The following is a 23,495-nucleotide window of genomic DNA, read 5'->3' on the forward strand; positions in this document are numbered from 1 at the left end:
GAGGCCAGGAGTTGCAGGCGCGGGGCCTCCGCGAGGTCGGCTGTGCGGAACCGGTACGCCAGGATCGCCTGATCGCGCTCACCGGCATCCTGGTCCTGGTCGTCTTCGCGGCCGGTCTCGTCGTGGTCCGCCCCGGCCCGGTCGCCGCCTGGCTCGGCGACGACAGCGCGGGCCGCGCCGCCCCGGTCGTCGACCCGCCCGAGCCACCCCCGGGCCCGGTGCTCGCCGCCCTCAACGGCACCGCTCCCATGCCCGACAAGGCCGGCCTCACCAAGGCCCTCGGCAAGCTGGTCACCGACGGCGGCATCGGCGGTCGTACCAGCGTCGTCGTCCGTGATGTGGCCAGCGGCAACGTGCTCTACGCGAACGGCGGCGAGATCCCGACCGTGCCGGCCTCGACGATGAAGCTGGTCACCGCGGCCACGGTGCTGTCAACCCGCGGCCCCGCCTACCGGATCCCGACCCGGGTGGTCGCCGGCCCCGGCCCCGGCGAGGTGATCCTGGTCGGCGGCGGTGACCCGACGCTCGGCGCCAACGCGAAGAGCTTCTACCCGGGTGCGGCCCGGCTCGACCGGCTGGCCGCCGCGACCAAGAAGGCCCTCGGCGGCACGAAGCCCACCAAGGTCTGGTACGACAGCTCGCTCTACTCCGGACCCGTCTACGAGCCCGGGTGGGACTCCGACATCCCGACCGGCGGCTTCGGGGGCGCGTCGACGGCGCTAACCATCGACGGCGCCCGCAAGTCGCCGACGGAGGAGGCCAACCACTACTCCGAGCGGTCCAGCAAGCCCGACCTCGCCGCCGCACAGGCCTTCGCGAAGGCGCTCGGCGTGAGCGGCACACCGGCCCCGGCGCCGAAGGGCTCGGTGCCCGCCGACCCGGCCACCCCGAGCCCGACCGGCACCACGAACCCCGGCGCGACGAACCCCGGCGACGAGCTGGCCCGGGTCGAGTCGCCGCCGATGGTCCGGCTGGTCGAGTTCATGCTGGTCGACAGCGACAACGTGGTCGCCGAGGCGCTGGCCAAGCAGGTCGCGCTGGCGAAGGGCAAGCCGGCCTCGTACGCCGGTGCCCGCGCCGCGATGACCGCCGCCCTCGGCGAGCTGGGCGTGCCGACCGACGGGCTGGTCCTCGCGGACGGCAGCGGGCTGTCCCGCACCGACCGGCTGACCGCACAGGCGCAGACCGAGCTGATCGCCCTGGCCGCGTCCGGCAAGCGCCCGGAGCTGACCGAGCTGTTCGCCGGCATCCCGGTGGCCGCCTGGTCCGGCACGCTCGAGGACCGGTTCGGCAACACGGCGACCCGCAAGGCCGCCGCCGGCGTGGTGCGGGCCAAGACCGGCACGCTCACCGGCAACCATGCGATGGCCGGCACGGTGACCACGGCCGATGGCCGCCTGCTGGCGTTCTCCATCCTCACCGACGGGGTGACGGCCGGCAGCGATACGGCCCGCGACCACCTCGACAAGATCGCCGCGGCCCTCGCCAACTGCGGTTGCGACGAGTGAAGGCCCGCTAGCTGCCGCTAGCGGATGGGACGCCGGGGGTGTCCAGCCCGGGTACCGTGGGGTGATGGCGCAGTTCGTGGACTGGGATCTGGCCGCCGCGACGGCGGGGGCGCTCGGCAAGGCGGGCCCCCGGGCCTCTTACGAAGAGGCCACCGAGGTGGTCGCCGACCTGCGTCGGCTGACCGAAGAGGCCGCAGGGCACGTCAGTGACTACACGGGCCTGCGGTCGCAGGTCGCTCATCCACCGGTGCGGATCGTCGACCGCCGTGACTGGGCCGCCGTCAACGTGGCCGGGCTGCGCGAGGTGATCACTCCGCTGATCACCCGCCTCTCCGGTGACAAGGAGCCCGGCGCCCTCACCGACGCGATCGGCTCCCGGCTGACCGGGGTGCAGGCCGGCAGCGTGCTGGCTTACCTTTCGGGCCGCGTACTCGGGCAGTATGAGGTGTTTTCCACCGATCCGGGGCAGTTGCTGCTGGTCGCGCCGAACATCGTCGAGGTCGAGCGCAAGCTCGGCGCCGAGCCCCGCGACTTCCGGCTCTGGGTCTGCCTGCACGAGGTCACCCACCGCACCCAGTTCACGTCGGTGCCCTGGATGCGCGCGCACTTCCTCGGCGAGGTCCAGTCGTTCGTCGACGCCTCGCAGACCGGCACCGAGCACCTGACCGACCGGCTCCGCCGCGCGGTGGCCACCCTGTCCGACGCGATCCGCGACCCGGACAGCCGGGCCAGCGTGCTCGACCTCGTGCAGACGCCCGGGCAGCGCGCGGTGCTCGACCGGCTGACCGCGCTGATGACCCTGCTCGAAGGCCACGCCGAGTTCGTGATGGACGGCGTCGGCCCCGAGGTCATACCCACGGTCGAGCAGATCCGGGCCCGCTTCAACCGGCGCCGCGAGGCCGGCAACCCGCTCGAGAAGGCCATGCGCAAGCTGCTCGGCATCGACGTGAAGATGCGGCAGTACGCCGAGGGCCGCAAGTTCGTGCACGGCGTCGTCGAGCGGGTCGGCATGGCCGGCTTCAACAAGATCTTCAGCTCACCGCTGACGCTGCCACGGCTCGAGGAGCTGGGCGACCCGGATGCCTGGGTGGCCCGGGTGCACGGGCCCGGCGGCGGTAACGGTCCGCTTTTGACGCAGGGCTGAGCTGTGGTCGGTCCCGCGCCAACGGTCGCCGCGACCCGCGTCGCGGTCCGCCGGATGCTGCACGGGATACGCAAGGACGCCCTGGTCCTGGTCGCCTGCTCGGGCGGTGCCGACTCGCTGGCGCTGGCCGCCGCGACTGCCTTCGTCGCTCCCCGGATGGGCCTGCGCGCGGGGTTGATCACCATAGACCACGGCCTGCAGGACGGCTCCGACCGCCGCGCCGCCGCGGTCGCCGCCTGGGGCGAGACCGTCGACCTGCGACCGTCGATAGTGGTGCCGGTGGACGTGTCCGGCCGCCCCGGCGGTCCTGAGGCGGCGGCCCGCGAGGCCCGCTACGACGCGCTGCTGGAAACCGCCCGCGCCCACGAGGCCAACTCCGTGCTGCTCGGCCACACCCGCGACGACCAGGCCGAAACCGTGCTGCTCGCGCTCGCCCGCGGTGCCGGCCCCCGGGGCATGGCGGCGATGCCGGACCGCCGCGACGTCGAGGGCGTCGCGCTGCTGCGCCCGCTGCTCGACATGTCCCGCGACGAGACCCGCAAGGCCTGCGCCGCGATGGGCCTCGAGCCGTGGGAGGACCCGCACAACCTGGATCCTTCTTACGCCCGTTCCCGGGTACGCGGCTCCGCGCTGCCCGCGCTCGTCGACGCCCTCGGCCCCGGGGTGGTGTCCAACCTGGCCCGCACGGCCCGCCTGCTGGCCCAGGACGCGGAGGCGCTGGACGTGCTCGCGGCCGAGGAGCTGGAACGCTCCAAGCTGGAGGAAGGCCTGTCGGTGGCGATGCTGGAGGCCCTGCTGCCGGCCTTGCGAGCGCGCGCCCTGCATTCGTGGGCGCTGTCACTGGGTTGCTCACCGGCCGCGCTGTCGCACCGACACGTCACGGCACTGGAAGCGCTGGTAACCGCCTGGCACGGCCAGGGCGCGGTACACCTACCGGGCGGAATCCGAGCGGCCCGGGTCTCCGGCGTACTCCGAGCCCTCACGGACTGACCCGAGGCGCAGGTTACTTCCGGAAGGTCGACCGGTAGGCGTGCGGCGTCGCGCCCACGCGGCGGCTGAAGTGGTGTCGCAGCGTTGCCGCGTCGCCGAAGCCGCTCTTGCCCGCGACCGTCTCCACCGCCAACTCCGTCTCCTCCAGCAGACGGCGGGCGAGCAGCACCCGCTGCCCGGTCAGCCAGTCGTGCGGCGTCGTGCCGGTCTCCGCGCGGAAGCGGCGGGCGAACGTGCGGGGTGCCATGTGCGCGCGGGCCGCCAGGTCGTCGACCGTGATCGGCCGGTCGAGGTTCGTGATCAGCCAGGTGAGCAGCGGCTCGAGTGTCGGCGCGTCGGGGGTGCGGGCGATCGGGGCCTCGATGTACTGCGCCTGGCCGCCGTCGCGGTGTGGTGGCACCACCATTCGGCGGGCCAGCTTCGTGGCGATCTCCGAGCCGTGCTGCTGGCGCACCAGGTGCAGGCAGGCGTCGATGCCCGCGGCCGTGCCGGCGCTGGTCAGCAGGTTGCCGTCGTGGACGTAGAGGTGGTTGCAGGCGACCTTCGCCCGCGGGAAGCGGGCCTGCAGCTCGTCGGCGTAGCGCCAGTGCGTCGTGCACTCGCGGTCGTCGAGCAGGCCGGCCTCGCCGAGGATGAAGGCACCGGAACAGACGCTCAGGATCTGGGCGCCGCGGGCGTCGGCCCGCCGCAGCGCCGCCAGCACGGACGGCGGCACGACCGAACCACCCTTGTGCGCCGGGACCGCCACCAGATCGGCGTCCTCCAGCGGGGTCAGGTCGGCCGGCGGGACCAGGGTGAAGCCGTTCTCCGCACGCACCGGACCGCCGTCGGGTGAGCAGATGTCGAAGCGGTAGCCGGGGAAGCCGTCGGCTGTGCGGTCGCTGCCGAAGACCTCGCACAGCACGCCCAGCTCGAAGGCGGCGACCCCGTCCATGACCACGACCGCGACGTTGCGAAGCATGCTCGCAGCCTAGCGGAAGTCTGGCAGGAATTCGACGATGTATGGCATCTCTGCCACTGTCTGAACACCTGGCTCCGGCGCAGACTTATCTATGTCAAGCCCGGTGCGCGCCGGCGGTCCTCGAAACAAGACAACCAAGGGGTAACCGCCATGGAACTCGTCCTTTTTGTCGCCTTTCTGCTGGTCCTCGCGGTCGCTTCCGCCCTCGGCATCACGGTGGACTCCCACGACTCGGCCGACTGGAAGCCATCACGCGGTGGCTTCCGAGAACCACAGACTTACTGATCTTGATCGGTGGCCGCCCGGTAGCCCTGGGTGGCCACCTCTTCTTCCTGGTGGGTCGGCCATCGGGGCGTAACCCGCGTGATGCAGGCTTAAGGGCATGACCGACGGCTCCGGTTCCTGGTACGACGCCGACATCGATCACGTGATCATCACCGAGGAGGAGATCCGGGAGAAGACCGCCGCGCTCGCCAAGCAGGTGGCCAGCGACTACTCGACCGTTCAGGACGGGCTGCTACTGGTCTGCGTTCTCAAGGGCGCGGTGATGTTCGTCGCTGACTTCGCCCGGGCGCTGGGCCGCCACGGTCCGCCCGTCGAGCTGGAGTTCATGGCGGTCTCCTCCTACGGGCAGGGCACCACCGTCCATGCCGCCAACCCGCGCACCGCGCTGCTGCTCGTGAGCGGCTATCCGTACGCCGTCGGCTGGGCGCGCGAGAACGTGCCGGCGGTGCTGTGGTCGGCGCACGGCGGGCAGGAGTTCGGCGCGGCCCTGGCCGACGTGCTGCTGGGCGCGACGGCATCCGGTTCGCTCGTGGAGCCGGTCGGTCGTCTGACCCAGACGTGGTACGCCGACGCGAGTGAGCTGCCGGACCTGCTCGACTACGACATCATCTCGGCCGACGCCACGTACCAGTACTTCCGCGGCGTGCCGCTCTATCCCTTCGGCCACGGGCTGGGATACGCCCGCTTCGTCCACCGTTCCCTGCGTTGCGGCGTCGACGCTGACGGCGAGGTGGCGGTCAGCGTCGAGGTGCACAACGTCGGCGACCGGCCCGGCGAGGACGTGGTGCAGCTCTACACGCACCAGCGGACCTCGCGGGTGAAGCAGCCCCTGCGCCGGCTGCGCGGGTTCCGGCGGGTCCGGCTCGCTCCGGGCGCCGCCGAGACGGTGACCCTGACGCTGCCCGCCGCCGATCTCGCGACCTGGGCGGCGGGCCGGCCGGTCGTCGAGGCGGCCGAGCACACGGTCTGGGTGGGCCGGTCGTGTCTCGACGCCACCGCCGTCACCACCCTGCGGGTGCGCGGTGAGGTGATCGGCGCCCGCGGTCGGCTCCGGGCAGCGGACCGGGACGCCGAGTCCGGGACCGTGTTGACGCCGGAGACGCCCCGGGCCGGCGACGCCGTCCGCGCGGTGCGGGCCGGTGCGTGGCTGGCCTTCCACGGTGTCCCGCCCGCTCGACAGGTGCTCGTCCGCGTCGCCGCGCCGCCCGGGGGAACCAAGATCACCGTCCGCCTCGACGACCCGGTCTCCGGGCCGGTGGCCGCCGACCTGGACGTGCCGGCGGGCGGCTGGACCGACGTCAGCGGCGATCTCGTCCCGGGCGGCGTGCACGACGTCTACCTGGTGCTGGGTGCGGCCGGCACCCGCGTCGCCGAGCTGGGGTTCCGCTAGTGGCCGCGAAACGCCCCGACCTCGTGACGATCGCCGACGTGGCGCGGCACGCCGGTGTCGCCGTCAGCACGGTGTCGTACGTCCTGTCGGCGAAGCGGACGATCTCGACGGCCACCCGCGAACGGGTCCTGGCCAGCATCGCGACGCTCGGCTTCCGGCCCAACGCGGGCGCCCGGGCACTGGCCAGCCGGCGGGCGAACGTGATCGCGCTGGTCCTGCCGCTGCGGACGGGGATGCACCTGCCGATCGTCATGCAGCTGATGACGGCCGTGGTCACCGGTGCCCGCGGCCACGACCACGACGTGCTGGTGATGACGGCCGACGAAGGACCGGCCGGACTGCGCCGGGTCGCGGACAGCTCCATGGTGGACGGCGTCGTGGTGATGGACGTCGAGATGTCGGACCCGCGCGTGCCGTTCCTACGCGAACTGCGGCGCCCGAGCGTCCTCATCGGATTCCCGGCCGACGCGCGGGGCCTGACCTGTGTCGACCTCGACTTCCACGGCGCCGGGGCCCGGTGTGTCGAGGAACTGGTCGCGCTGGGCCATCGCCGGGTCGCGCTGCTGGGGGCTCCGGCGGTGGTCTATGCCCGGGGCACGGGTTTCGCCCACCGCACGCGGGCGGGCTTCCTCGCGGCGATCTCCGCTCTCGGCGTTTCGGGGGTGGCGGAGCCGTGCGAGGAGGACCGATCGTCGGTGTCGGCAACGCTGCGCGACCTGTTCCGCGCGCACCCCGGCACGACGGGCATCGTGGTCCACAACGAGGCGGCCGTCGAACACGTGCTGACCCTGCTGCCGTCGATGGGCCGCCGGGTCCCACGCGACGTGTCGGTGATCGCGATCTGCCCGGACGAGATCGCCGCACGCACACGGCCGGCCTTGACCTCGGTGTCGATCCCGGCGGAAGAACTAGGCCGCCAGGCGGTGTCCCTGCTGATGGCCAAACTCTCGGGGGCGACCCCATCGGAGGCGACGCTGTTGGCCCCGGCGCTGACCGTCCGAGCGAGCACCGACCACCAGCGGTAGCTTGCGTAGGCGGTGCGGACCTCAGTGACCCGGGTCCCGGCGGAGGAAGCAAGACAGGAGTTGCCTGAACTCGTGCGGATGCTCGATCGCCGGCACGTGCCCGCATCGGCCGAGCACGTGCAGACGGACATCGGCCAGGTGTTCGAGCAGGGGCAGGGCTGCTGTCTCGAGCGGGGTGACCCGGTCCTCGGCGCCGTGAACGAGCAGCACGGGCACGCGGACCGTTGCCAACGTGTGCGCCGAGAGGGTGAGCTCGTCGACCCACCGTGCCCTGGGTGGAGGGAACAACGACGCGTATTCGGCCGCCCCCGCTCGCATCGCAGCCGCACGGGCATCGACGGCAGAACCGGTCACGAGCGTTTGGTCGAGGACGAGGCGACTCAGCATGTCTCGTGCCCCGAGCGGGCCGGCGGGGGCGGCCCAGATTGCTTCGAGGTCGGCGGACAGCGGCGCCCCTGGGGCGCCCATCGTCGAGACCGCCACGACACGGGTGACCTGCTGGGGGCGCGCGGCCGCCAACGCCAGCGCCACGGCACCGCCCATGGAGTGACCCACCACGGCGTAATGCGAGACACCCAGCGCGTCCATCAGGCCCGCGGCCTGCTCCGTCCACAGCCGGAGGCCACCCCTCGAGCCCGCCGGGACGGGTGTGCGGCCGAACCCCGCCTGGTCAGGAGCCACCAGGTGCCAGGACGTGCCCAGCGCCTGCGCCGTCGCCCTCCAGGCGCCGGACCCGGTCGTGCCGGGTCCGGACCCATGCAGCATCAGCACCGCTGGTCCGGTGCCGCTCTCCAGGACGTGGACGGGGGAAGCGTCGACTGTGACCGTCCGAAATGCTGTCACCGAGGCAGGCCAGGTGAGCTCATGCCGATGCGGAGCTGACAGACTTCGAAAAGAGCTCCATCATCGCCCGGCCGAACTGCGGCATGTCGGGCCACCCCCGGCAGGAGACAAGGTTGCCGTCCACGACGTCGGGAGCGTCGATGACCGTCGCGCCGGCGTTCTCCATGTCACCGGTGATGGGCGGGAAGCACGCCGTCTTTCGACCCTTCAGTAGCCCGTACACCGCTGGCACCTGCGCGCCGTGGCACACCAGCGCGATGGGTAGGTTGCGGGCGAAGAAGTGCTCGGTGATGCGCCTGACGTCGGCGTCGACCCGGATCCATTCGGGGGCACGTCCCCCGGGGATGATGAGGGCGTCATAGCGCTCGACGTCGACCTCGGCCCAGGGCACGTCGACCGGCAGTTTCCGGCCGTTCTTCTCCACGTACGCGTCCGAGTTGGGGTCGAACTCGTGGATGACCAGTTGCACGTCACGCATCGTCCGTGACGAGACGTCGACGTCCCAGCCGCCCTCCTGCACGCGATAGTAGGGATACATGGTGTCGAGCTCCTCGGCGGCATCGCCGGTCAGGAGCAGCGCTCTGGGCACCTGCTTCTCCTCGAATCTAGGGGCGGGTGAGGCGAATCCAATCCAATCCGATCCGGTGGAGTTAGCATTCCTCGGCCCCACCGGCCCGTCAAGCCTCTGCCGCCATTCCGCCCGCGCCCTCGACCTCATCGAAGAACCGTCGAAAACGCTCGCCGGACCGCAAGATGTGCCGACGCATCGCGTACGCGGCGGCGTCCGGGTCACGCGCGGCAATCGCGGCCACCACTTCCTCGTGCTCGGCCATGGCCTGGTGGGTGACCTGGGTGTCGTGGTGAAGCCGGAAGAGGTGCACATGGCTGTGCAGGCGCGCGAGCGCTTCACGGATGACCTGGTTCTCCGCGCTCAGGGCGACGAGATCGTGAAAAGCGGCGTCGCGTAGGCCGAAGGCGCCGTAGGCCAAGGGCTCGCTGCCCCTCTCCAGCTCCGCCATCTCCTCCAGCATTCGTCGCAGACCGGCCACCTGCGCCAACGATGCGCGTTCGGCGGATCTGCGCGCCGCTGCCGGCTCGAGGAGCAGGCGGACCTCGAGCATGTCCTCGAATCGGTGCCGGGTGATCTGGGGGGGAATGCGGTAGCCGGCATGGGGCACACGCACGACCAGGCCCTCGGCCTCCATACGGTTCAAGGCGTCTCGGATCGGCGTCTGCGAGACCCCAAGCTCGCGCGCCAGGACGTCGATCGTGACGCGGGAGCCAGGCTCGATCCGTAGCGACATCAGCTGTCCGAGCAGCGTGTCGTACACCTCGTCGGCAAGCCGGCCGCGAGATCTTTCCGGCGGCGTTCCGCCCGTCATGGCCCTCCGGCCCAAGGCGATCATCGCTTCGTCGTCCATCGTGACGTGAGGTCCTTTCCTGCGTCTTCGCGAGCATGTTGACATCCGTCACAACGCTGCGGCATCCTGACGCCCCAAGCGATCGTATAGGAAAAGTGCCGGATGATCGCCATCCGGCACCGTCGCGGAACCGCCAGCCATCGCTCTACTTCGATCGCATGGCGGACTTTCGACGGCGTGAGACCAGTACATCGCGGCGTACTCGTGACGCCGGCCCGCGGGTCAGCCCCGCGACAGCCCGGCAACACGCCTGATCAACCCAGTACCTGCTCGGCGAAGCACGTAGCGAGGCTCTAGAAGTCCCCACTCAGAAAGCAGGGCAGAAGATGCGGTATCCCCGGCGAATAGGACGACCGTCCGCTCCCGGTCGAAAGGTGCGGCTGGCGACGGCGGCCATGCTGCTGGCGGCCACGACCGTGACGGCTTGCGGCGATGGCCAGGAGGACGGCGCGAACGCGAGCGCCCCCAAGGCGCCGGCGACCATCCCGGAGCTCACCAAGGACCCGCTGACCCTCAGCTTCATCTGGTTCGAATGGCCCCCCGCCCAGGCGCTGGAAGCCTTCGCCAACGCGGAGTACAAAAAGGAGCGACCGAACACGACCATCAAGGTCAACACCGTGCCGAACGCGAACTGGCACGATGCGATGTTCACCCAGTTCGCCGCGCGCAAGACCGACTTCGACATCGCGATCCTGGACTCGCAACACATCGGCGAGGCCGTAACGAACGGCAACATCCTCGACATCACCGACTTCGTCAAGAACAACATCGACGTCAAGGCGTACAACCCGTACCTCCTGGCGGCCTACGGCCAGTTCCCCCAGGCGGAGACCGGCAAGCGCGACGAGAGCGCCAGCCTGTACGGCCTGCCGCTGCTCGGCGACACCTGGACGATGATCTACCGCAAGGACCTGATCGGCGACAAGCCACCGCAGACCTGGGACGAGATGATCTCAGTCGCCGAGAAGTGCCAGGCGGACAACCCCGGCGTCAGCGGGCTGGCGTTCCACCAGGCCAACGGCTCCGACGCCGCGGCCGTAACCTACAACACGGTCAACGGCGTCTACGGCGGCAACCTCTGGGACTCCAAGACCCGCAAGATCGAGGGCGTCCTCAACGACGCCGCGGGCCAGGAGGCGATGGACGTCCTGGTCAACAAGATGAAGCCGCTGACCGCCACGGGGTCCGGCAACTGGTTCATCGATGAGGTGAACGCGGCGGTCGCCCAGGGCAAGGCATGTATCGCGTTCAACTGGATCGCCGCGAGCGGCGGCCTGCTCGACCCGAAGCAGTCGACGCTCGGCACCACGCGGGAGCAGATTCTCGACAAGCTGGGTTTTGCCACCCTGCCGAGCCAGAAGACGAACCTGGTGCCTCTCGGCGGTATGGGGATGCACGTGTCGGCCTACTCCTCCGCGGCCAACCAGGCGGAGGCCCTGAACTTCATGAAGTGGTTCGAGCGGGCTGACATCCAGAAGAAGTGGGCCGCGGCTGGTGGCGTGCCATCGCGTACGGACGCCCTGGAGTCGCCCGAGTTCCTCAATGCCGCGCCGTTCAACCAGGTGTACACCGACTCGGTTCCGCGGATGCGGGACATGTGGAACGTGCCCGAGTACGCACGCCTCGTCGACATCGAGAACACCAACGTGAACGCCGCTCTCAATGGCGCGAAGAAGCCGAAGGAAGCGCTCGACGACATCGCCAAGGAGCAGCAGGGCGTGCTCGACTCCAGCCGCAAGGGCGGCGGCGTGCTGTGAGTGACCCCGTCCCTCTGACGACCGACCACCCCGGGCAGGCGGCGTCCGCGACGCCGCCTGCACCGGGTCGGTCCCGCCGGTTGAGCGACCGCGGGCTCGCCTTGGCCCTCGTCTCCCCCGCGCTGCTGCTGTTGCTCGCAATGTCGGTGTTTCCGTTGCTATGGGCCGTGTACCTGTCCTTCACCGACTACTCGGCCACCCGTGGGGGGCCCGCTCGTTTCATCGGGTTCGGGAACTACACCGCGGTCCTCGCTTCGGCGCAGGTCCACCAGCGGGCCCTGACGACGTTGATCTACGTGGTCGGCGCGGTCGGCCTGCAGACCGTGCTCGGTTTCGTCATCGCCTACCTGATCTCGCGACGCACGCACGGGCGGGGACTGCTGACCACGCTGTTCCTCGTTCCGATGATGCTGTCGCCCGTCGTGGTCGGTCTGTTCTGGCGATTCATGCTCGACGCGCAATTCGGCGTGGTCAACAGCATGCTCGGCTCGCTCGGCCTGGGGCAGGTGGAGTGGCTCACCCGGCAGCGAACGGCATTGATCTCCCTGATCGTGGTCGACACCTGGCAATGGACGCCGTTCATCATGCTCATCGCACTTGCCGGCCTTACCGCGGTTCCCAAGTACCTGTACGAGGCCGCCTCGATCGACCGCGCGTCCGAGTGGTTCCGGTTCCGCACCATCACTCTTCCGCTGGTGTGGCCGCTGCTCCTCATTGCCGTGCTGTTCAGGGCCATCGAGGCCTTCCGGCTGTTCGACCTCGTCTACATCCTCACCAACGGAGGTCCGGGGGTCTCCACCGAGACGTTGTCGTTCCACGTCTACAAGGTCGCGTTCCTGGGCTTCAACACCGGAACCGCGTCGGCGTACGGGATCCTCATGGTCCTCGTCGTCATCGTCCTCACGCAGCTCTACCTGCGTTACTTGAACAAGCTCAAGGAGGACTGATGGGCGTCTCCGTCAACGAGGCCGTGTCCGCAGATCCTGTCCGGGGTCACACGTCCCCCACGCGCCGCCTTGGCGGCCGGGGCCGCTCCGTGCTCGAGGTCGCCCTCCTGACCGTACTGGCCGTCGTGATGCTCTTCCCGGTGCTCTGGATGATCGAGACGTCCATCAAGGAGAACCGGGACGTCTACGCCATCCCGGCCAAGTTCTTCGACTTCCAGGTCACCATGGACCATTTCAAGGACGTGTTCGTCGCGTCCGGCGGCGGTCGCTCGGGCTTGTCCGTCTCGTTCCTCAACTCCGTCGTGGTCGCCGGGGTCTCCACGTTGCTGGCTACCGTGCTGGGGGTCCCGGCGGCCTGGGCCTACTCCCGCTTCGCCATGAAGGCCAAGAAGGACCAGCTGTTCTTCATCCTGTCGACCCGCTTCATGCCGCCCGTGGTGGTCGTGATTCCGATCTTTCTCATGTACCGGCAGGTCGGACTCATCGACACCGAACTCGGCCTGATCCTCATCTACGCCGCGTACAACCTGCCGTTCACGATCTGGATGATGAAGGGGTTCGTCGACGAGGTGCCCGCGGAATACGAGGATGCCGCCATGCTCGACGGCTACACCCGCTTGCAGGCGTTCCGGCGTTTTACCCTTCCCCTGCTCGTGCCCGGAATCGCCGCGACGGCGGTCTTCGCGCTCATCTTCTCGTGGAACGAGTTCGTGTTCGCCATCTTCCTTACCTCCAGCGACGACGTGCGGACGGCCCCACCCGCCATCGCCGGCCTCATCGGTGGCACCACTGTGGACTGGGGTCTTGTGGCCGCCTCCTCCGTGGTGTTCGCCCTACCGGTGCTCGTCTTCGCCTACCTGGTGCGCAAGCACCTCGTCGCCGGTGTGACGCTCGGGGCGGTGCGACGCTGATGGCGGGCATCGAGGTGACCGCCCTGCACAAGCGCTACCCGGACGGGACGGTCGCAGTCGATCACGTGGAGCTGTCCATCCGCGACGGCGAGCTGTTCGTGATGCTCGGCCCTTCGGGTTGCGGCAAGACGACCACGCTGCGCGCCATAGCCGGCCTGGAGAGGCAGACGACGGGCGACATCCGCATCGGCGACACGCTGGTCAACGACCTGCCGCCCGCCGAGCGCGACATCGCCATGGTGTTCCAGTTCTACGCTCTCTACCCGCATCTGCGAACCCGCGACAACCTGGCGTTCCCACTGCGGGCTGAGGGACTGCCCAAGGCCGAGGTGCGCGAGCGGGTCGACGAGGCGGCCCGGCTGATGCGGCTCGGTCCGCTCCTGGACCGGCGACCGCGCCGGCTGTCCGGCGGGGAGCAGCAGCGCGTCGCGCTCGCGCGCGCCCTGGTGCGACGACCGCGTGCATTCCTCATGGACGAGCCTCTCACCAATCTGGACGCGGAGCTGAGGGCCGACATGCGCACCGAGATCAAACACCTCCAGGGGGAGCTGGGCACGACCATGGTCTACGTCACCCACGACCAGGTCGAGGCGATGTCGCTCGGTCACCGGATCGCCATCCTCAACAAGGGCCGCGTCGAGCAGATCGGCACGCCGCTGGAGGTCTACGACCGTCCGGCGACTCTTTTCTGCGCCGCGTTCATCGGCTCCCCGCCGATGAACCTGATCGAGGTGGAGGTGGCCGACGGGAAGCTGCGCAGTCAGGGCGGACTGGCCCTCACGCCACCGCAAGGTCTGCCGCGCGACCGTTGCCTGGTCGCTGGCGTCCGTCCGGAGGCGCTGGAAGTAACCGAACCAGGAGCGGAACGTTCGGTCCCGGCCCGCGTGGTCTCGGCGGAGTGGCTGGGCGACGAGATCATCTATGTCGTTGACCACGGCGGCCAGCGCGACGTACGGGTTCGGATGCCACCGACCGGCCGTTTCGCCGCTGACGCACCGGTCGGGCTGCGGCACACCGGCGGGCCCCCGACGGTCTACGACCCGCGCACGGAAGAGCTGGTGGCCTGATGGGAACCGTGGCAGTGCACGGGCTGTGCAAGTCCTTCGGCAAGGTCAGGGCCCTGGACGGGGTGACGTTGGACGTCCCGGAGGGCTCGTTCTTCGTCGTCCTCGGACCCTCCGGGGCAGGCAAGACGACGACCCTGCGAGCGATCGCCGGCCTCGAGAAGCTCGACGCCGGGTCGGTGCATCTGGACGGGAGGGACGCGACCGGTGACGCCCCGGCCGCACGCGACCTGGCCATGGTCTTCCAGAGCTACGCCCTGTACCCGCGACACACGGTGTACGAGAACATCGCTTCGCCGCTGCGGGCACGTCGCCGTTCTTCGAGCGAGATCGCCGCTGCCGTCGAGCGGATGTCGAACCTGCTGCACATCGAAGGTCTGCTGCGGCGTCGTCCCGCGCAGCTGTCGGGCGGTGAGATGCAGCGTGTCGCCCTGGCCCGCGCGCTGGTCCGTAACCCGCGCGCGTTTCTCATGGACGAGCCACTGACGAACCTCGACCTCAAGCTCCGCGTCGAGATGCGCACCGAGCTCACCCGCATCCACCGGAGCCTCGGCGCGACCTTCGTCTACGTGACCAACGACCAGGTCGAGGCCCTGTCCATGGCCGACCAGGTCGCGGTCCTCAAGGAGGGGAAGGTGCAACAGGTCGGAACACCGACCGAGGTGTACGAGCGTCCGGCCAACCAGTGGGTCGCGGGATTCGTGGGGAGCCCGCCGATCAGCCTGCTCGCCTGCCACGCCGAGGGAGATCGTCTGGTCGGTACGGAAGGCTGGACGCTGCCGCGGCCCCGCTGGACCACGGCGCAGGACGGTCGTCCGCTGCTGCTGGGCCTGCGCGCCGAGGACTTGTCCGTCGAGCAGCGTGGGAACGCGTCGTTGTCGGGGGAGCTCTACGGGCTTGAGCCGCTCGGCGACCGAACGGTGGTCGACGTCCGAGTGGGGTCGCAGATCCTCAAGGTCAAAGCACGACCCACCATCACCGGTACGCCGGGCGAGCGGCTGCTCGTCACGGTCGACCTGGACCGTGCGCACCTGTTCGACGCGGGCACCGGGGTGTCGCTGTCCGAGGCCGGGCGGTAACCGCGCCGGGCGACGGCAACGTGCGCCCGCACCCCGAGAAGGCGATCGGTGGCGCGGGGTTTCGCCCTGCGCCGGACATCACCAAGAACACCACAGGAGCGGACGCAGATGAGTGACCCGATGAACGTCCTGGCCCCCGAGCACCGGCGGCTCCGGATCGGCGACGCCTGGCGCGACGCCGCGAGTGGAGCCACGTTTGCCGTCGAGGACCCGGCCTCCGGCAAGACCATCGCCGAGGTGGCGGACGCCTACGTCGTTGACGGGCTCGCCGCACTGGACGCGGCGAGCACGGCGATGGCGGAGTGGGCGGCGACCCCGCCGCGGAAACGGTCGGAGTTGTTGACCGCGACGCACCGGGCACTGACCGAGCGATCCGAGGAGCTCGCCCGGCTGATAACGCTCGAGATGGGCAAGCCGCTCGCCGAGGCTCGGGCAGAGGTGGCCTACGGCGCCGAGTTCTTCCGTTGGTTCGCCGAGGAGGCGGTGCGCGTCGAGGGGCGCTACAGCACCGCCCCCTCAGGTGGATATCGCATCCTCACCGTGCCGAAGCCGGTCGGACCGTGCGTCTTCGTGACGCCATGGAACTTTCCGTTGGCCATGGGCGCTCGCAAGATCGCTCCCGCGCTGGCGGCGGGCTGCACGACGATCACCAAGCCGGCAGCCCAGACGCCGCTCACCATGCTGTTCCTGGCCCGCATCATGGAGGAGGTCAGCGTTCCCCCGGGCGTCGTCAACGTGGTGACCACCAAGCGTGCCAGCGAGGTGGTCTCCGCGCTGCTGGCCGACGCTCGGACCCGCAAGCTCTCGTTCACCGGGTCGACCGAGGTCGGGCGTGCGCTGCTACGACAGGCCGCGGACAACGTGCTGCGCACCTCGATGGAACTGGGCGGCAACGCCGCCTTGATCGTGTGCGCCGACGCTGACCTGGACGTCGCGCTCGACGGTGCCATGGTGGCCAAGATGCGCAACATCGGGGAGTCCTGCATCGCGGCCAACCGGATCTACGTCGAGGAGCCGGTGCGGGAGGAATTCACGGCGCGCTTCGCCGAGCGGATGGGCGCGCTCTCGGTGGGCCACGGTCTCGACGACGGCGTGGACGTCGGGGCGTTGATCGACGAGGCATCGGTCGCCAAGATTGACGAGCTCGTCGCCGACGCGGTCGATCGCGGCGCCCGGGTCCTGGTGGGCGGCGAGCGTCCGGATGGCCCAGGCCACTTCTACCCGCCTACGGTCCTCGTCGACGTGCCCGACGACGCGCGGATGCTGCAGGCGGAGATCTTCGGCCCGGTGGCGCCGATCATCGCGTTCACGTCTGACGACGAGGTGATGGCGAAGGCCAACGACACCGAGCACGGCCTGGTCGGATACGTCTTCACCCGGGACCTCCAGCGGGCGCTCCGGTTCACCGACGGGCTGGATACGGGAATGGTCGGCATCAACCGTGGTCTGATATCGGACCCGTCAGCTCCGTTCGGAGGCGTGAAGCAGTCCGGGATCGGCAAGGAGGGGTCACACGAAGGCATCCTCGAGTACCTCGACCTGACCTACGCGGCGATCGACCTACCGTGACCGGGCCGCACCAGGGCGACGGGAGCCGACGCTCCAGAGAGGCGCTGACATGCTTGAGACCGTCCGCGGACCACGCCAGCTGATAGTTGGCGAAGGGGTCGCACAGAACATCCCACGAGTGGTCGCCGAGTGTGGCTCGCGAGTCCTCATCGTGACCGACCAGGTCCTGCTGGGGCAGCCGGGCGTGGCCGCGATCGTGGCCGCCGTGCGGGACAAGGTCGAGGCCGTCGAGGTGTTCTCCGACGCGACGCCGGACGTACCGCTCGCCGATGTCGACCTGGCCGTCTCGGCCGCCGCGAAGGTGGACGCGAACGTGCTCCTCGCCATCGGGGGTGGCACGGTGATCGACCTAGCCAAAATCGTCGGCGTCATCCGGCGCCACGGCGGGACGCCCCGCGACTTCTACGGCGAGTCGAAGGTGCCGGGGCCGACGATGGCCCTCGTGGCTGTCCCGACGACGTCAGGCACCGGCTCCGAGCTAACTCCCGTCTCGGTGTTGACCGACCCGGACCGCGAGTTGAAGGTGGGGGTTTCCAGCGTCCACATCGTGCCCGACTTCGCCATCGTCGACCCCGAACTCACCTACACCTGCCCTCCCGCCGTCACCGCCCATTCCGGCATCGACGCGTTCTGTCACGCGGTGGAGAGCTACACCGCGCGACCCCGGGCCCACGAACCGCGCGACCCGGTGGAGCAGGTCTTCCTCGGCCGCAACCCGATCACCGACCACTACGCACTCCTGGCCGCGGAGCGGATCGCCCGTAGCTTGCGCCGTGCCGTCAAAGACGGACGCGACACGGACGCGCGCGCGGACATGTCCTACGGCTCCATGCTCGCGGGACTCGCCTTTTCCCACGCGGGCAACGCGGCTCCGCACGCCCTCCAGTACCCCATCGGCGCAGCCACGCACACACCGCACGGCCTGGGCGTCGGGCTGCTACTGCCGTACGCGCTCGACGCGGCCAGGGATGCCATCGGCGACCGGTTGGCCACCCTCGCCACGGTGTGCGGGCTCGACGTGACCGACGCCTCGGATGCCGAGGCCGCGGACACATTCCTCACCTGGCTCGACCGGCTCCTTGCCGACATCGGCATCCCTCCTACCTTGGCGGACATCGGCGTGGCACGCGCCGACCTCCCGCGCTTCGCGGAGATGGCCGGTGGCGTCACCCGCTTGATCCAGAACCATCCGGGCCCGACCGACACCGCCAGCCTGACCGCGATCCTCGAAGCGGCGTGGACCGGTGACCGGACACGGCACGTCCGGACTCCGAGCAGAGACTGTGACCGTCCATTCGCATGACGTTGAGTTCTCTAGCCACACCGTGAGTGTTGCGGCCCACCGCCTCGTGCGCGGCCTCGTCGAAGAGCGCCATCGTGCCCGTGTCCACTCCGACGCCGAAGAAGTATCCGGGTGCCAGCGTGGACGGGTCCTCGCCGGCTCGCACGGCGAGGTCCCATGAGGTCACGGGCTGGGCGATGGCCAGCCGCGCCGCGGCGACGCGGCCGTCGAGCTGCGGCTGTCAGCCGACCGGTGGGCAGCCGGAGGAAGCCGCCCGGCACGATCTCGCTCACCGCTGTGTCGCCCGTTTCAGCATGTGGCGTGTGCCGGGACGGAACAGGTCCGCCGCGAGGGACGGGTAGAGCGGGGTGGCACCCGCGTCAGCGGTAGCCGGCCGCCACCACGTTGGTCTGTACCGCGTTCTCCGTCGCGTCGGACGGATAGCCGGCCACCATCGCCCCTTCGTAGAAGGTGCCGGCGCTGAGGTTGGCGCCGCCGTCGGGTTTGCAACAGTCACCGCCACTGCCCAGGATGATCGCGCCCTGCTTCCGCATCGGGCTGTATCCCGACGGAAGCGAGCCGTCCCAGAGCGTATAGAGGCTGCCGGACTGGGCGTTGCTGCCCTTGATGGCGAAGCGGGTCGTGCCGTTGTTCTTCAGCGTCGCGGTGACGAACTTGCTGGTGAAGGCGCGCTGGTTCGAGTTCCAGCTCTGGCTTCCGCCGGAGAACAGGCCCCACTCCAGGTCTGCCTGCACCCAGGGGCCCGAGCCGGAACAGCCGCCGAACCAGCACTGGGTGCTGAAGTTGATCGCGTCCATCGCGCCGGCGGCGTCGGCCTTTCTGGTCGTTTCGCTGTTGCCGTAGTCGAAGCAGCAGCCACCGTTGACGTGGGCGCCGCTGGTCACCATGTACATGCCCTCGGGCGCGGCACCGGTCGGCACGCCGGTCAGATGCCCGTCCCGCCAGTAGCTGTTGCCGGGGTTGATGTACAGCGAGTACGCCTTGGCACCGCCCACCGTCAGGGACTCCGACGTCGCGACCGCGGGCCTGCTCTGCGGCGAGCCCGGGACCACGCTCGACCCCTGGTACCAAAGGTCGTTTCCGCGTCCGGACTGGTCGAACACGACCGTGATCACGCAGCTGGTGTTGGCGCAGAAGGCGTCCTGTGTCGCTGCGTTGGCAGTGCCACCCGTGCTCGATACCGCGATGTCGCGGGTGGCGTTGTCCGACGAGCGCCGTACCTGGTAGAGGTTGCCCGCGTACGCCCCGTAGAGCGCCCGCGTCGTGCTGTGCGCCGCGACGCACGGGGTGCCGCCGGAGGCGTAGATGTCGCACGGGCGCGCGCCGGTCGGCTGCTGCGTGGCCGGCGACGTCCATTGCTGGTTGGCGCCGCCGTTGCACGCCCACAGGTGGACCTTCGTGCCGTTCGCGGTGCCGTTGGCGTTGGCGTCAAGACACAGCCCGGACTGCACCCCGGTGATGGTGCCGTTGGAGTTGACGTTCCACTGCTGGTTGGTCTGGCCGTTGCAGGTCCAGATGATCGCAGCTGTGCCGTTGGCGGTGCCCTGACCCGAGGCGTCGAGGCACTTGTTGCCGTACACCATGAGCTGTCTGGTCGATGTCCAGGTCCAGGCCTGGTTGGCGCCGCCCTGGCAGTCCCACAGCTGGGTCGCGGCTCCGTTGGCGGTGCTGGCGTTGGCGACGTCCAGGCAGCGGCCGGACTGAACGCCGACGATCCGGGTGCTCTGCCCCGGTTCGATGGCGGCGGCCGACACGGGCGCGGCACCGGCGAGCGTTGCCACCAGGACGAGGCCGGTCAGCGCACCGGCCAGAGCGGGGGGACGTCGAAGGGGACGGCTTCGCAGTCGCACGAATAGCTCCTCGAGGATGAGTGCCGATGGCTGGCTGGACTAGCGACCCCAGATCCGCCACGTCTGGTTCAGCGGGCTGCCCTGGCCGCTCGCGTTGCAGGTCCATTGGATGATCGGCGCCCGCGCCGCGGTGGAGACGCCGCTGACGTCGACGCACTTGCCGCTGTGCCGGGCGACGAGTTGGTAGTCGTGCGAGTCGTTGCCCGAGTAGGTCACCTTCCGGAGGGTGAACTGCTGGTTGAGGCCGTTCTGGCAGGTCCACTGGATCACGGCGGCGCCGTTGGCGGTCGAGACGCCGTTGACGTCGAGGCACTTGCCGCTCTGCTGGTTGACCACCGTGTACGTGTCTGCCACGCCGGCGACCGGGCGGAAGTTCCACAGCTGCTGGTCGCCGCCTTCGCAGTAGAACTGCTGTTGGGCATTGCCGTCGGTGGAGATCAGGCCGGTGTTGTCCAGGCACTGCTGGGAGTGCTGGGCCACGGCTACCGACTGGAAGCCGCCGTCCGAGGGCGGCAACAGCGTGACGGTGTACGTGTCGGTCTGGTTCGCGTACGGCAGGGTCACGGTGACGCTGTTGTTGACGACGGTGACCACGCTGTTCGACACGGTGACCGGGCCCTGCACGGCGCCGCCACCGTTGTTCGGGACCCGTTGCGTGCGGACCCGCACCTGGTTGTTCTGCACGATGTCGCTGGTGGTGTCCAGCCGCTGCAGGTTGACGGTCAGGTTCCCGGTGGTACGACCACCGCCGACGAGAACCTTCGCCTCGCCGGTCGCCTTCGTGGCGTACGCGTCGTAGGACTGGCTCGCCGTCACCGCGACCGCCTGCCCGGTCTGGGATCCGTAGTAGCGGTAGGCCCACCACTCACCCTTGGGCTGATGCTGGCCGGCCGGGTTGCGGACCAGCAGGTTGGCGATGTCGTTGTGCAGGTTGCCGCCGCCGGCCCAGTTCGCCCGCAGGCCGTCCGCACGGGCGCGTTCGAGGCGCGCGATGTACCAGGCGCCGTCGGCAGGGTTCTGCTCGTCGGGCGCCCCGTACTCGTTGATCTGGTACGGACGGGGATGGGCGATGCCGCGCGGGTCGAGGGTCGCGTTGGCGGCGGCGACGTTGGCGACCGGGTCGCCCGGCAGCGAGTGCCAGCTGACGATGTCCGGCACCGTGTTCGTGGAGCGCACGAAGTCCAGGTACTGGTTCCAGAAGGTGTGGTTCGTGGAGGGCACGCAGGCGCAGCTCGGTCCGACGATGAGCTGGTTGGGGAACTCCGCCCGGATGCGCTGGTAGGTGCGCCGCCACAGTTCGAGGTACTGCGAGATCGGGCGGTTCCAGAAGATGGTGATGTTGGGTTCGTTCCAGATGTCCCACTGCACGGACAGCCCGGACGCCCGGACGTCGTTGACGAGACGGCTCAGGAAGGCGTCGTAGTCGGTCCAGTTGCCGTTGTCGCCGGGGAAGCGGGAGATCCCGGCGCCGTCCGCGCCCCACAGGTCGTGCGGCAGGAGGATGAACGTGCCGCCGAGGGCGGCGGTCCGGCGGGCCTGGGCGAGGGTGGAGGTCCACCGGCGGTCGTAGGTCCCGCCGACCCAGCCGCTGCCGGCCAGCTGCGCACCCCCGGCGCGCATGTACTGGAACTTGACGTCTCGGTAGAAGTGGTCGGCCGGGCCGCTGGCGTTCTCGGTCATGCCGTAGATCCAGCCGGACGCGCGGTAGGTCGGCGTGCCCGTGGTCGTGGCGAAGTTGACGCTGATCGACTCGTCGGCGGCCTGGGCCGGAGACGCGGCGACGGTCACGGTGGCGGCGGTGGCGAGCAGACCGACCACGAGTCGGGTGACGGTCGCCGCGGGACGGAGTTTCACGGGCGGCTCCTTGGTGGGGCGGGGACGCGCTCCGGAGGCTGCACTGCGAATCGATTCGCCAGGATCGTATGACCGGGACTCAAGGATGTCAATGAATCGGCCGAGCGCGGCAGATGGCTCTCTCGTGACCCCCTCGCCCGCGTACCCGATCATCCCTTGACCGCCGAGTATGGACAGTCCTATCTTCGGGCGAACCGATTCGTCGAATCGGTTCGCCACGCGAAATGAGGCAGCACATGACAAGGCTCAGCCGACTGCGGCGCCTGGCCGCCGTCGCCGTGATAGTCCTCTCCGCCGTGACGACGGTCGCCTGCTCGTCGTCCACCGACAGCCCCGCCGAGGGCGGTGGCGCCTACCTCGTCTGGGACCCGTACCCCCAGTTCGCCGACGACTCCGACTGGGTCGCACTGCTCAAGAAGTGCGGTACCGCCGCCGGGGTGACCGTCGAGCGGACCGGCTACGACACCACCGACCTGACCAACAAGGCGCTGCTCGCCGCCCAGCAGGGGAACTCGCCAGACGTGCTGGTCGTCGACAACCCGGTCATCTCGACGCTGGCCGAGGCCGGCGCGCTGACCACCACCGAGGAGAACAAGCTGGACGTGTCGAGCATGGAGGCCAACCTGCTCAGCGCCGGCCAGAGCGGAGGCAAGACCTACGGGGTGCCGATCGGTGCGAACACCCTCGCCCTCTACTACAACAAGGATCTGCTGGCCAAGGCGGCCGTCGATCCCGCCTCGATCAAGGACTGGCCGTCGCTGACCGCGGCGCTGACCAAGGTCAAGGCTGCGGGGAAGAAGGGCATCACCTTCTCCGCGATCGGCACCGAGGAGGGCAGCTTCCAGTTCCTGCCGTGGTTCTGGGGTTCCGGCGCGCAACTGACCAGTTTGGACTCGGCGGAGGCGGTGTCCGCGCTGACACTGTGGACCGACTGGCTCAAGCAGGGCTACGCCCCGAACTCCGTCATCAACAACACCCAGACCACGAGCTGGCAGGAGTTCGCCACCGGCGACTTCGCATTCGCCGAGAACGGCACCTGGCAACTGGGCAACGCCGAGAAGCTCGCTTTCGGGTACGGCATCATCGCGATCCCGGCCAGCACGGGCGGCCCGGCGCCGGCGCCGACCGGTGGCGAGTTCGTGTCCATCCCGGTCCAACGCGAAACCGGCCGGTACTCGACGTCGCAACAACTGGTCGCCTGCCTGACCAGCGGCGACAACCTGCTCACGACCGACTCGACGCTCTCCTACGTCGCACCCGTCGCCGCGGTGCAGGAACGCCAGGTGGCCGCCGACCCCAAGCTCAAGGTCTGGGTGGAGGCCGTCAGGGCGGCCCGTGGTCGCACGGGCGACAACCTCGGCACGAAGTACCCGAAGATCTCCGAACCGTTGTGGACCGCGGTCCAGGCGGCGCTCAGCGGCGCGAAGAACCCGCAGGAAGCGCTCGCCGCCGCGCAGACCGCGGCCGCGAACAGGTAGCACGTCAACCGGCACGATGACCAATACGACCCGGACCTCCACCGAGCGGGACCGTGGTGGGGCGGCGGCCGGCCGCCCACCCCGGCCGCCGGCGGGCCGGCCCCCCCCGCCCCCCC

General features: G+C 69.8%; 19 protein-coding genes and 3 pseudogenes. 15 read left to right on the plus strand and 7 right to left on the minus strand.

The features are described from left to right. The first annotated feature begins 122 nt into the window (after positions 1 to 122). From dacB to tilS, 3 genes are all read left to right on the plus strand, one after another. The gene (dacB, locus tag AB0H87_RS16455; RefSeq protein ID WP_360145390.1) at positions 123 to 1,508 is read left to right on the plus strand and encodes a D-alanyl-D-alanine carboxypeptidase/D-alanyl-D-alanine-endopeptidase; all 1,386 of its coding nucleotides are present in this window, start codon (positions 123 to 125) and stop codon (positions 1,506 to 1,508) included. A gap of 64 nt (positions 1,509 to 1,572) precedes the next feature. Next, positions 1,573 to 2,652 carry a zinc-dependent metalloprotease gene (locus tag AB0H87_RS16460; protein WP_360145344.1) on the plus strand — a complete coding sequence of 360 codons (1,080 nt, stop codon included), beginning with the start codon at positions 1,573 to 1,575 and terminating at the stop codon, positions 2,650 to 2,652. A 54-nt stretch (positions 2,653 to 2,706) separates the two neighbouring features. Next, positions 2,707 to 3,642, plus strand: a complete 936-nt coding sequence (gene tilS, locus AB0H87_RS16465) for a tRNA lysidine(34) synthetase TilS (RefSeq protein WP_360145393.1) — start codon at positions 2,707 to 2,709, stop codon at positions 3,640 to 3,642. 13 nt (positions 3,643 to 3,655) lie between these two features. On the opposite strand, the gene AB0H87_RS16470 is transcribed toward tilS, so the two are convergent. Beyond that, complete coding sequence (locus AB0H87_RS16470) at positions 3,656 to 4,603, minus strand: helix-turn-helix domain-containing protein (protein ID WP_360145347.1); 948 nt, start codon at positions 4,601 to 4,603, stop codon at positions 3,656 to 3,658. Positions 4,604 to 4,985: 382 nt separating this feature from the next. Here AB0H87_RS16470 and AB0H87_RS16475 point away from each other — a divergent pair. The 4 genes and pseudogenes from AB0H87_RS16475 to AB0H87_RS16490 form a co-directional block, all read left to right on the plus strand. Further along, positions 4,986 to 5,246, plus strand: a pseudogene (locus AB0H87_RS16475) (hypoxanthine phosphoribosyltransferase); the annotation flags it as partial. Between the two features lie 9 nt (positions 5,247 to 5,255). Next, positions 5,256 to 5,858 (plus strand): annotated as a pseudogene (locus tag AB0H87_RS16480) (glycoside hydrolase family 3 C-terminal domain-containing protein); the annotation flags it as partial. Then, on the plus strand, positions 5,859 to 6,278 hold the full coding sequence (locus tag AB0H87_RS16485) for a carbohydrate-binding protein (RefSeq protein ID WP_360145396.1): 420 nt from the start codon (positions 5,859 to 5,861) through the stop codon (positions 6,276 to 6,278). It begins immediately after the preceding pseudogene. After that, positions 6,278 to 7,303 carry a LacI family DNA-binding transcriptional regulator gene (locus tag AB0H87_RS16490; protein ID WP_360145350.1) on the plus strand — a complete coding sequence of 342 codons (1,026 nt, stop codon included), beginning with the start codon at positions 6,278 to 6,280 and terminating at the stop codon, positions 7,301 to 7,303. The genes AB0H87_RS16485 and AB0H87_RS16490 overlap by 1 nt, the downstream gene beginning before the upstream one ends. A 21-nt stretch (positions 7,304 to 7,324) precedes the next feature. Here AB0H87_RS16490 and AB0H87_RS16495 read toward each other — a convergent pair whose 3' ends face one another. From AB0H87_RS16495 to AB0H87_RS16505, 3 genes are all read right to left on the minus strand, one after another. Further along, positions 7,325 to 8,146, minus strand: a complete 822-nt coding sequence (locus AB0H87_RS16495; protein WP_360145353.1) for an alpha/beta hydrolase — start codon at positions 8,144 to 8,146, stop codon at positions 7,325 to 7,327. Positions 8,147 to 8,165: 19 nt separating this feature from the next. Further along, entirely contained in the window at positions 8,166 to 8,735 is a 570-nt protein-coding gene (locus AB0H87_RS16500; protein WP_203116044.1) for a DJ-1/PfpI family protein, read from the minus strand. An 88-nt stretch (positions 8,736 to 8,823) separates the two neighbouring features. Beyond that, a complete protein-coding gene (locus tag AB0H87_RS16505) occupies positions 8,824 to 9,567 on the minus strand; it encodes a GntR family transcriptional regulator (protein ID WP_360145357.1) in 744 nt (247 codons plus the stop codon). A 374-nt stretch (positions 9,568 to 9,941) separates the two neighbouring features. On the opposite strand from AB0H87_RS16505, the gene AB0H87_RS16510 reads away from it, so the two are divergent. From AB0H87_RS16510 to AB0H87_RS16540, 7 genes are all read left to right on the plus strand, one after another. Then, positions 9,942 to 11,324 carry an extracellular solute-binding protein gene (locus AB0H87_RS16510; protein ID WP_360145360.1) on the plus strand — a complete coding sequence of 461 codons (1,383 nt, stop codon included), beginning with the start codon at positions 9,942 to 9,944 and terminating at the stop codon, positions 11,322 to 11,324. Between the two features lie 80 nt (positions 11,325 to 11,404). Beyond that, entirely contained in the window at positions 11,405 to 12,271 is an 867-nt protein-coding gene (locus AB0H87_RS16515) for a sugar ABC transporter permease (RefSeq protein WP_360145363.1), read from the plus strand. Next, positions 12,271 to 13,182 (plus strand): carbohydrate ABC transporter permease, encoded by a 912-nt coding sequence (locus AB0H87_RS16520; protein WP_360145366.1) that lies wholly within the window; start codon positions 12,271 to 12,273, stop codon positions 13,180 to 13,182. Before AB0H87_RS16515 ends, AB0H87_RS16520 begins: the two co-directional genes overlap by 1 nt. Further along, on the plus strand, positions 13,182 to 14,249 hold the full coding sequence (locus AB0H87_RS16525; RefSeq protein ID WP_360145369.1) for an ATP-binding cassette domain-containing protein: 1,068 nt from the start codon (positions 13,182 to 13,184) through the stop codon (positions 14,247 to 14,249). Before AB0H87_RS16520 ends, AB0H87_RS16525 begins: the two co-directional genes overlap by 1 nt. Next, a complete protein-coding gene (locus AB0H87_RS16530) occupies positions 14,249 to 15,325 on the plus strand; it encodes an ABC transporter ATP-binding protein (RefSeq protein ID WP_360145372.1) in 1,077 nt (358 codons plus the stop codon). The genes AB0H87_RS16525 and AB0H87_RS16530 overlap by 1 nt, the downstream gene beginning before the upstream one ends. 108 nt (positions 15,326 to 15,433) lie before the next feature. Then, a complete protein-coding gene (locus AB0H87_RS16535; RefSeq protein WP_360145375.1) occupies positions 15,434 to 16,894 on the plus strand; it encodes an NAD-dependent succinate-semialdehyde dehydrogenase in 1,461 nt (486 codons plus the stop codon). Between the two features lie 49 nt (positions 16,895 to 16,943). Next, on the plus strand, positions 16,944 to 18,197 hold the full coding sequence (locus tag AB0H87_RS16540; RefSeq protein ID WP_360145378.1) for an iron-containing alcohol dehydrogenase: 1,254 nt from the start codon (positions 16,944 to 16,946) through the stop codon (positions 18,195 to 18,197). Between the two features lie 43 nt (positions 18,198 to 18,240). Here the strand turns inward: AB0H87_RS16540 and AB0H87_RS16545 are convergent. From AB0H87_RS16545 to AB0H87_RS16555, 3 genes and pseudogenes are all read right to left on the minus strand, one after another. Next, positions 18,241 to 18,393, minus strand: a pseudogene (locus tag AB0H87_RS16545) (DUF4241 domain-containing protein); the annotation flags it as partial. A 163-nt stretch (positions 18,394 to 18,556) separates the two neighbouring features. Continuing rightward, positions 18,557 to 20,047 carry an arabinofuranosidase catalytic domain-containing protein gene (locus tag AB0H87_RS16550; protein ID WP_360145381.1) on the minus strand — a complete coding sequence of 497 codons (1,491 nt, stop codon included), beginning with the start codon at positions 20,045 to 20,047 and terminating at the stop codon, positions 18,557 to 18,559. Between the two features lie 39 nt (positions 20,048 to 20,086). Next, positions 20,087 to 21,901, minus strand: a complete 1,815-nt coding sequence (locus AB0H87_RS16555) for an RICIN domain-containing protein (RefSeq protein WP_360145384.1) — start codon at positions 21,899 to 21,901, stop codon at positions 20,087 to 20,089. A 236-nt stretch (positions 21,902 to 22,137) separates the two neighbouring features. Between AB0H87_RS16555 and AB0H87_RS16560 the strand changes: the two genes are divergently transcribed. Beyond that, the gene (locus tag AB0H87_RS16560) at positions 22,138 to 23,379 is read left to right on the plus strand and encodes an extracellular solute-binding protein (protein ID WP_360145387.1); all 1,242 of its coding nucleotides are present in this window, start codon (positions 22,138 to 22,140) and stop codon (positions 23,377 to 23,379) included. The last annotated feature ends 116 nt before the right edge of the window (positions 23,380 to 23,495 follow it).

The organism is Asanoa sp. NPDC050611, assembly GCF_040654855.1.
In the GTDB taxonomy this organism is placed as follows: Bacteria; Actinomycetota; Actinomycetes; order Mycobacteriales; family Micromonosporaceae; genus Asanoa.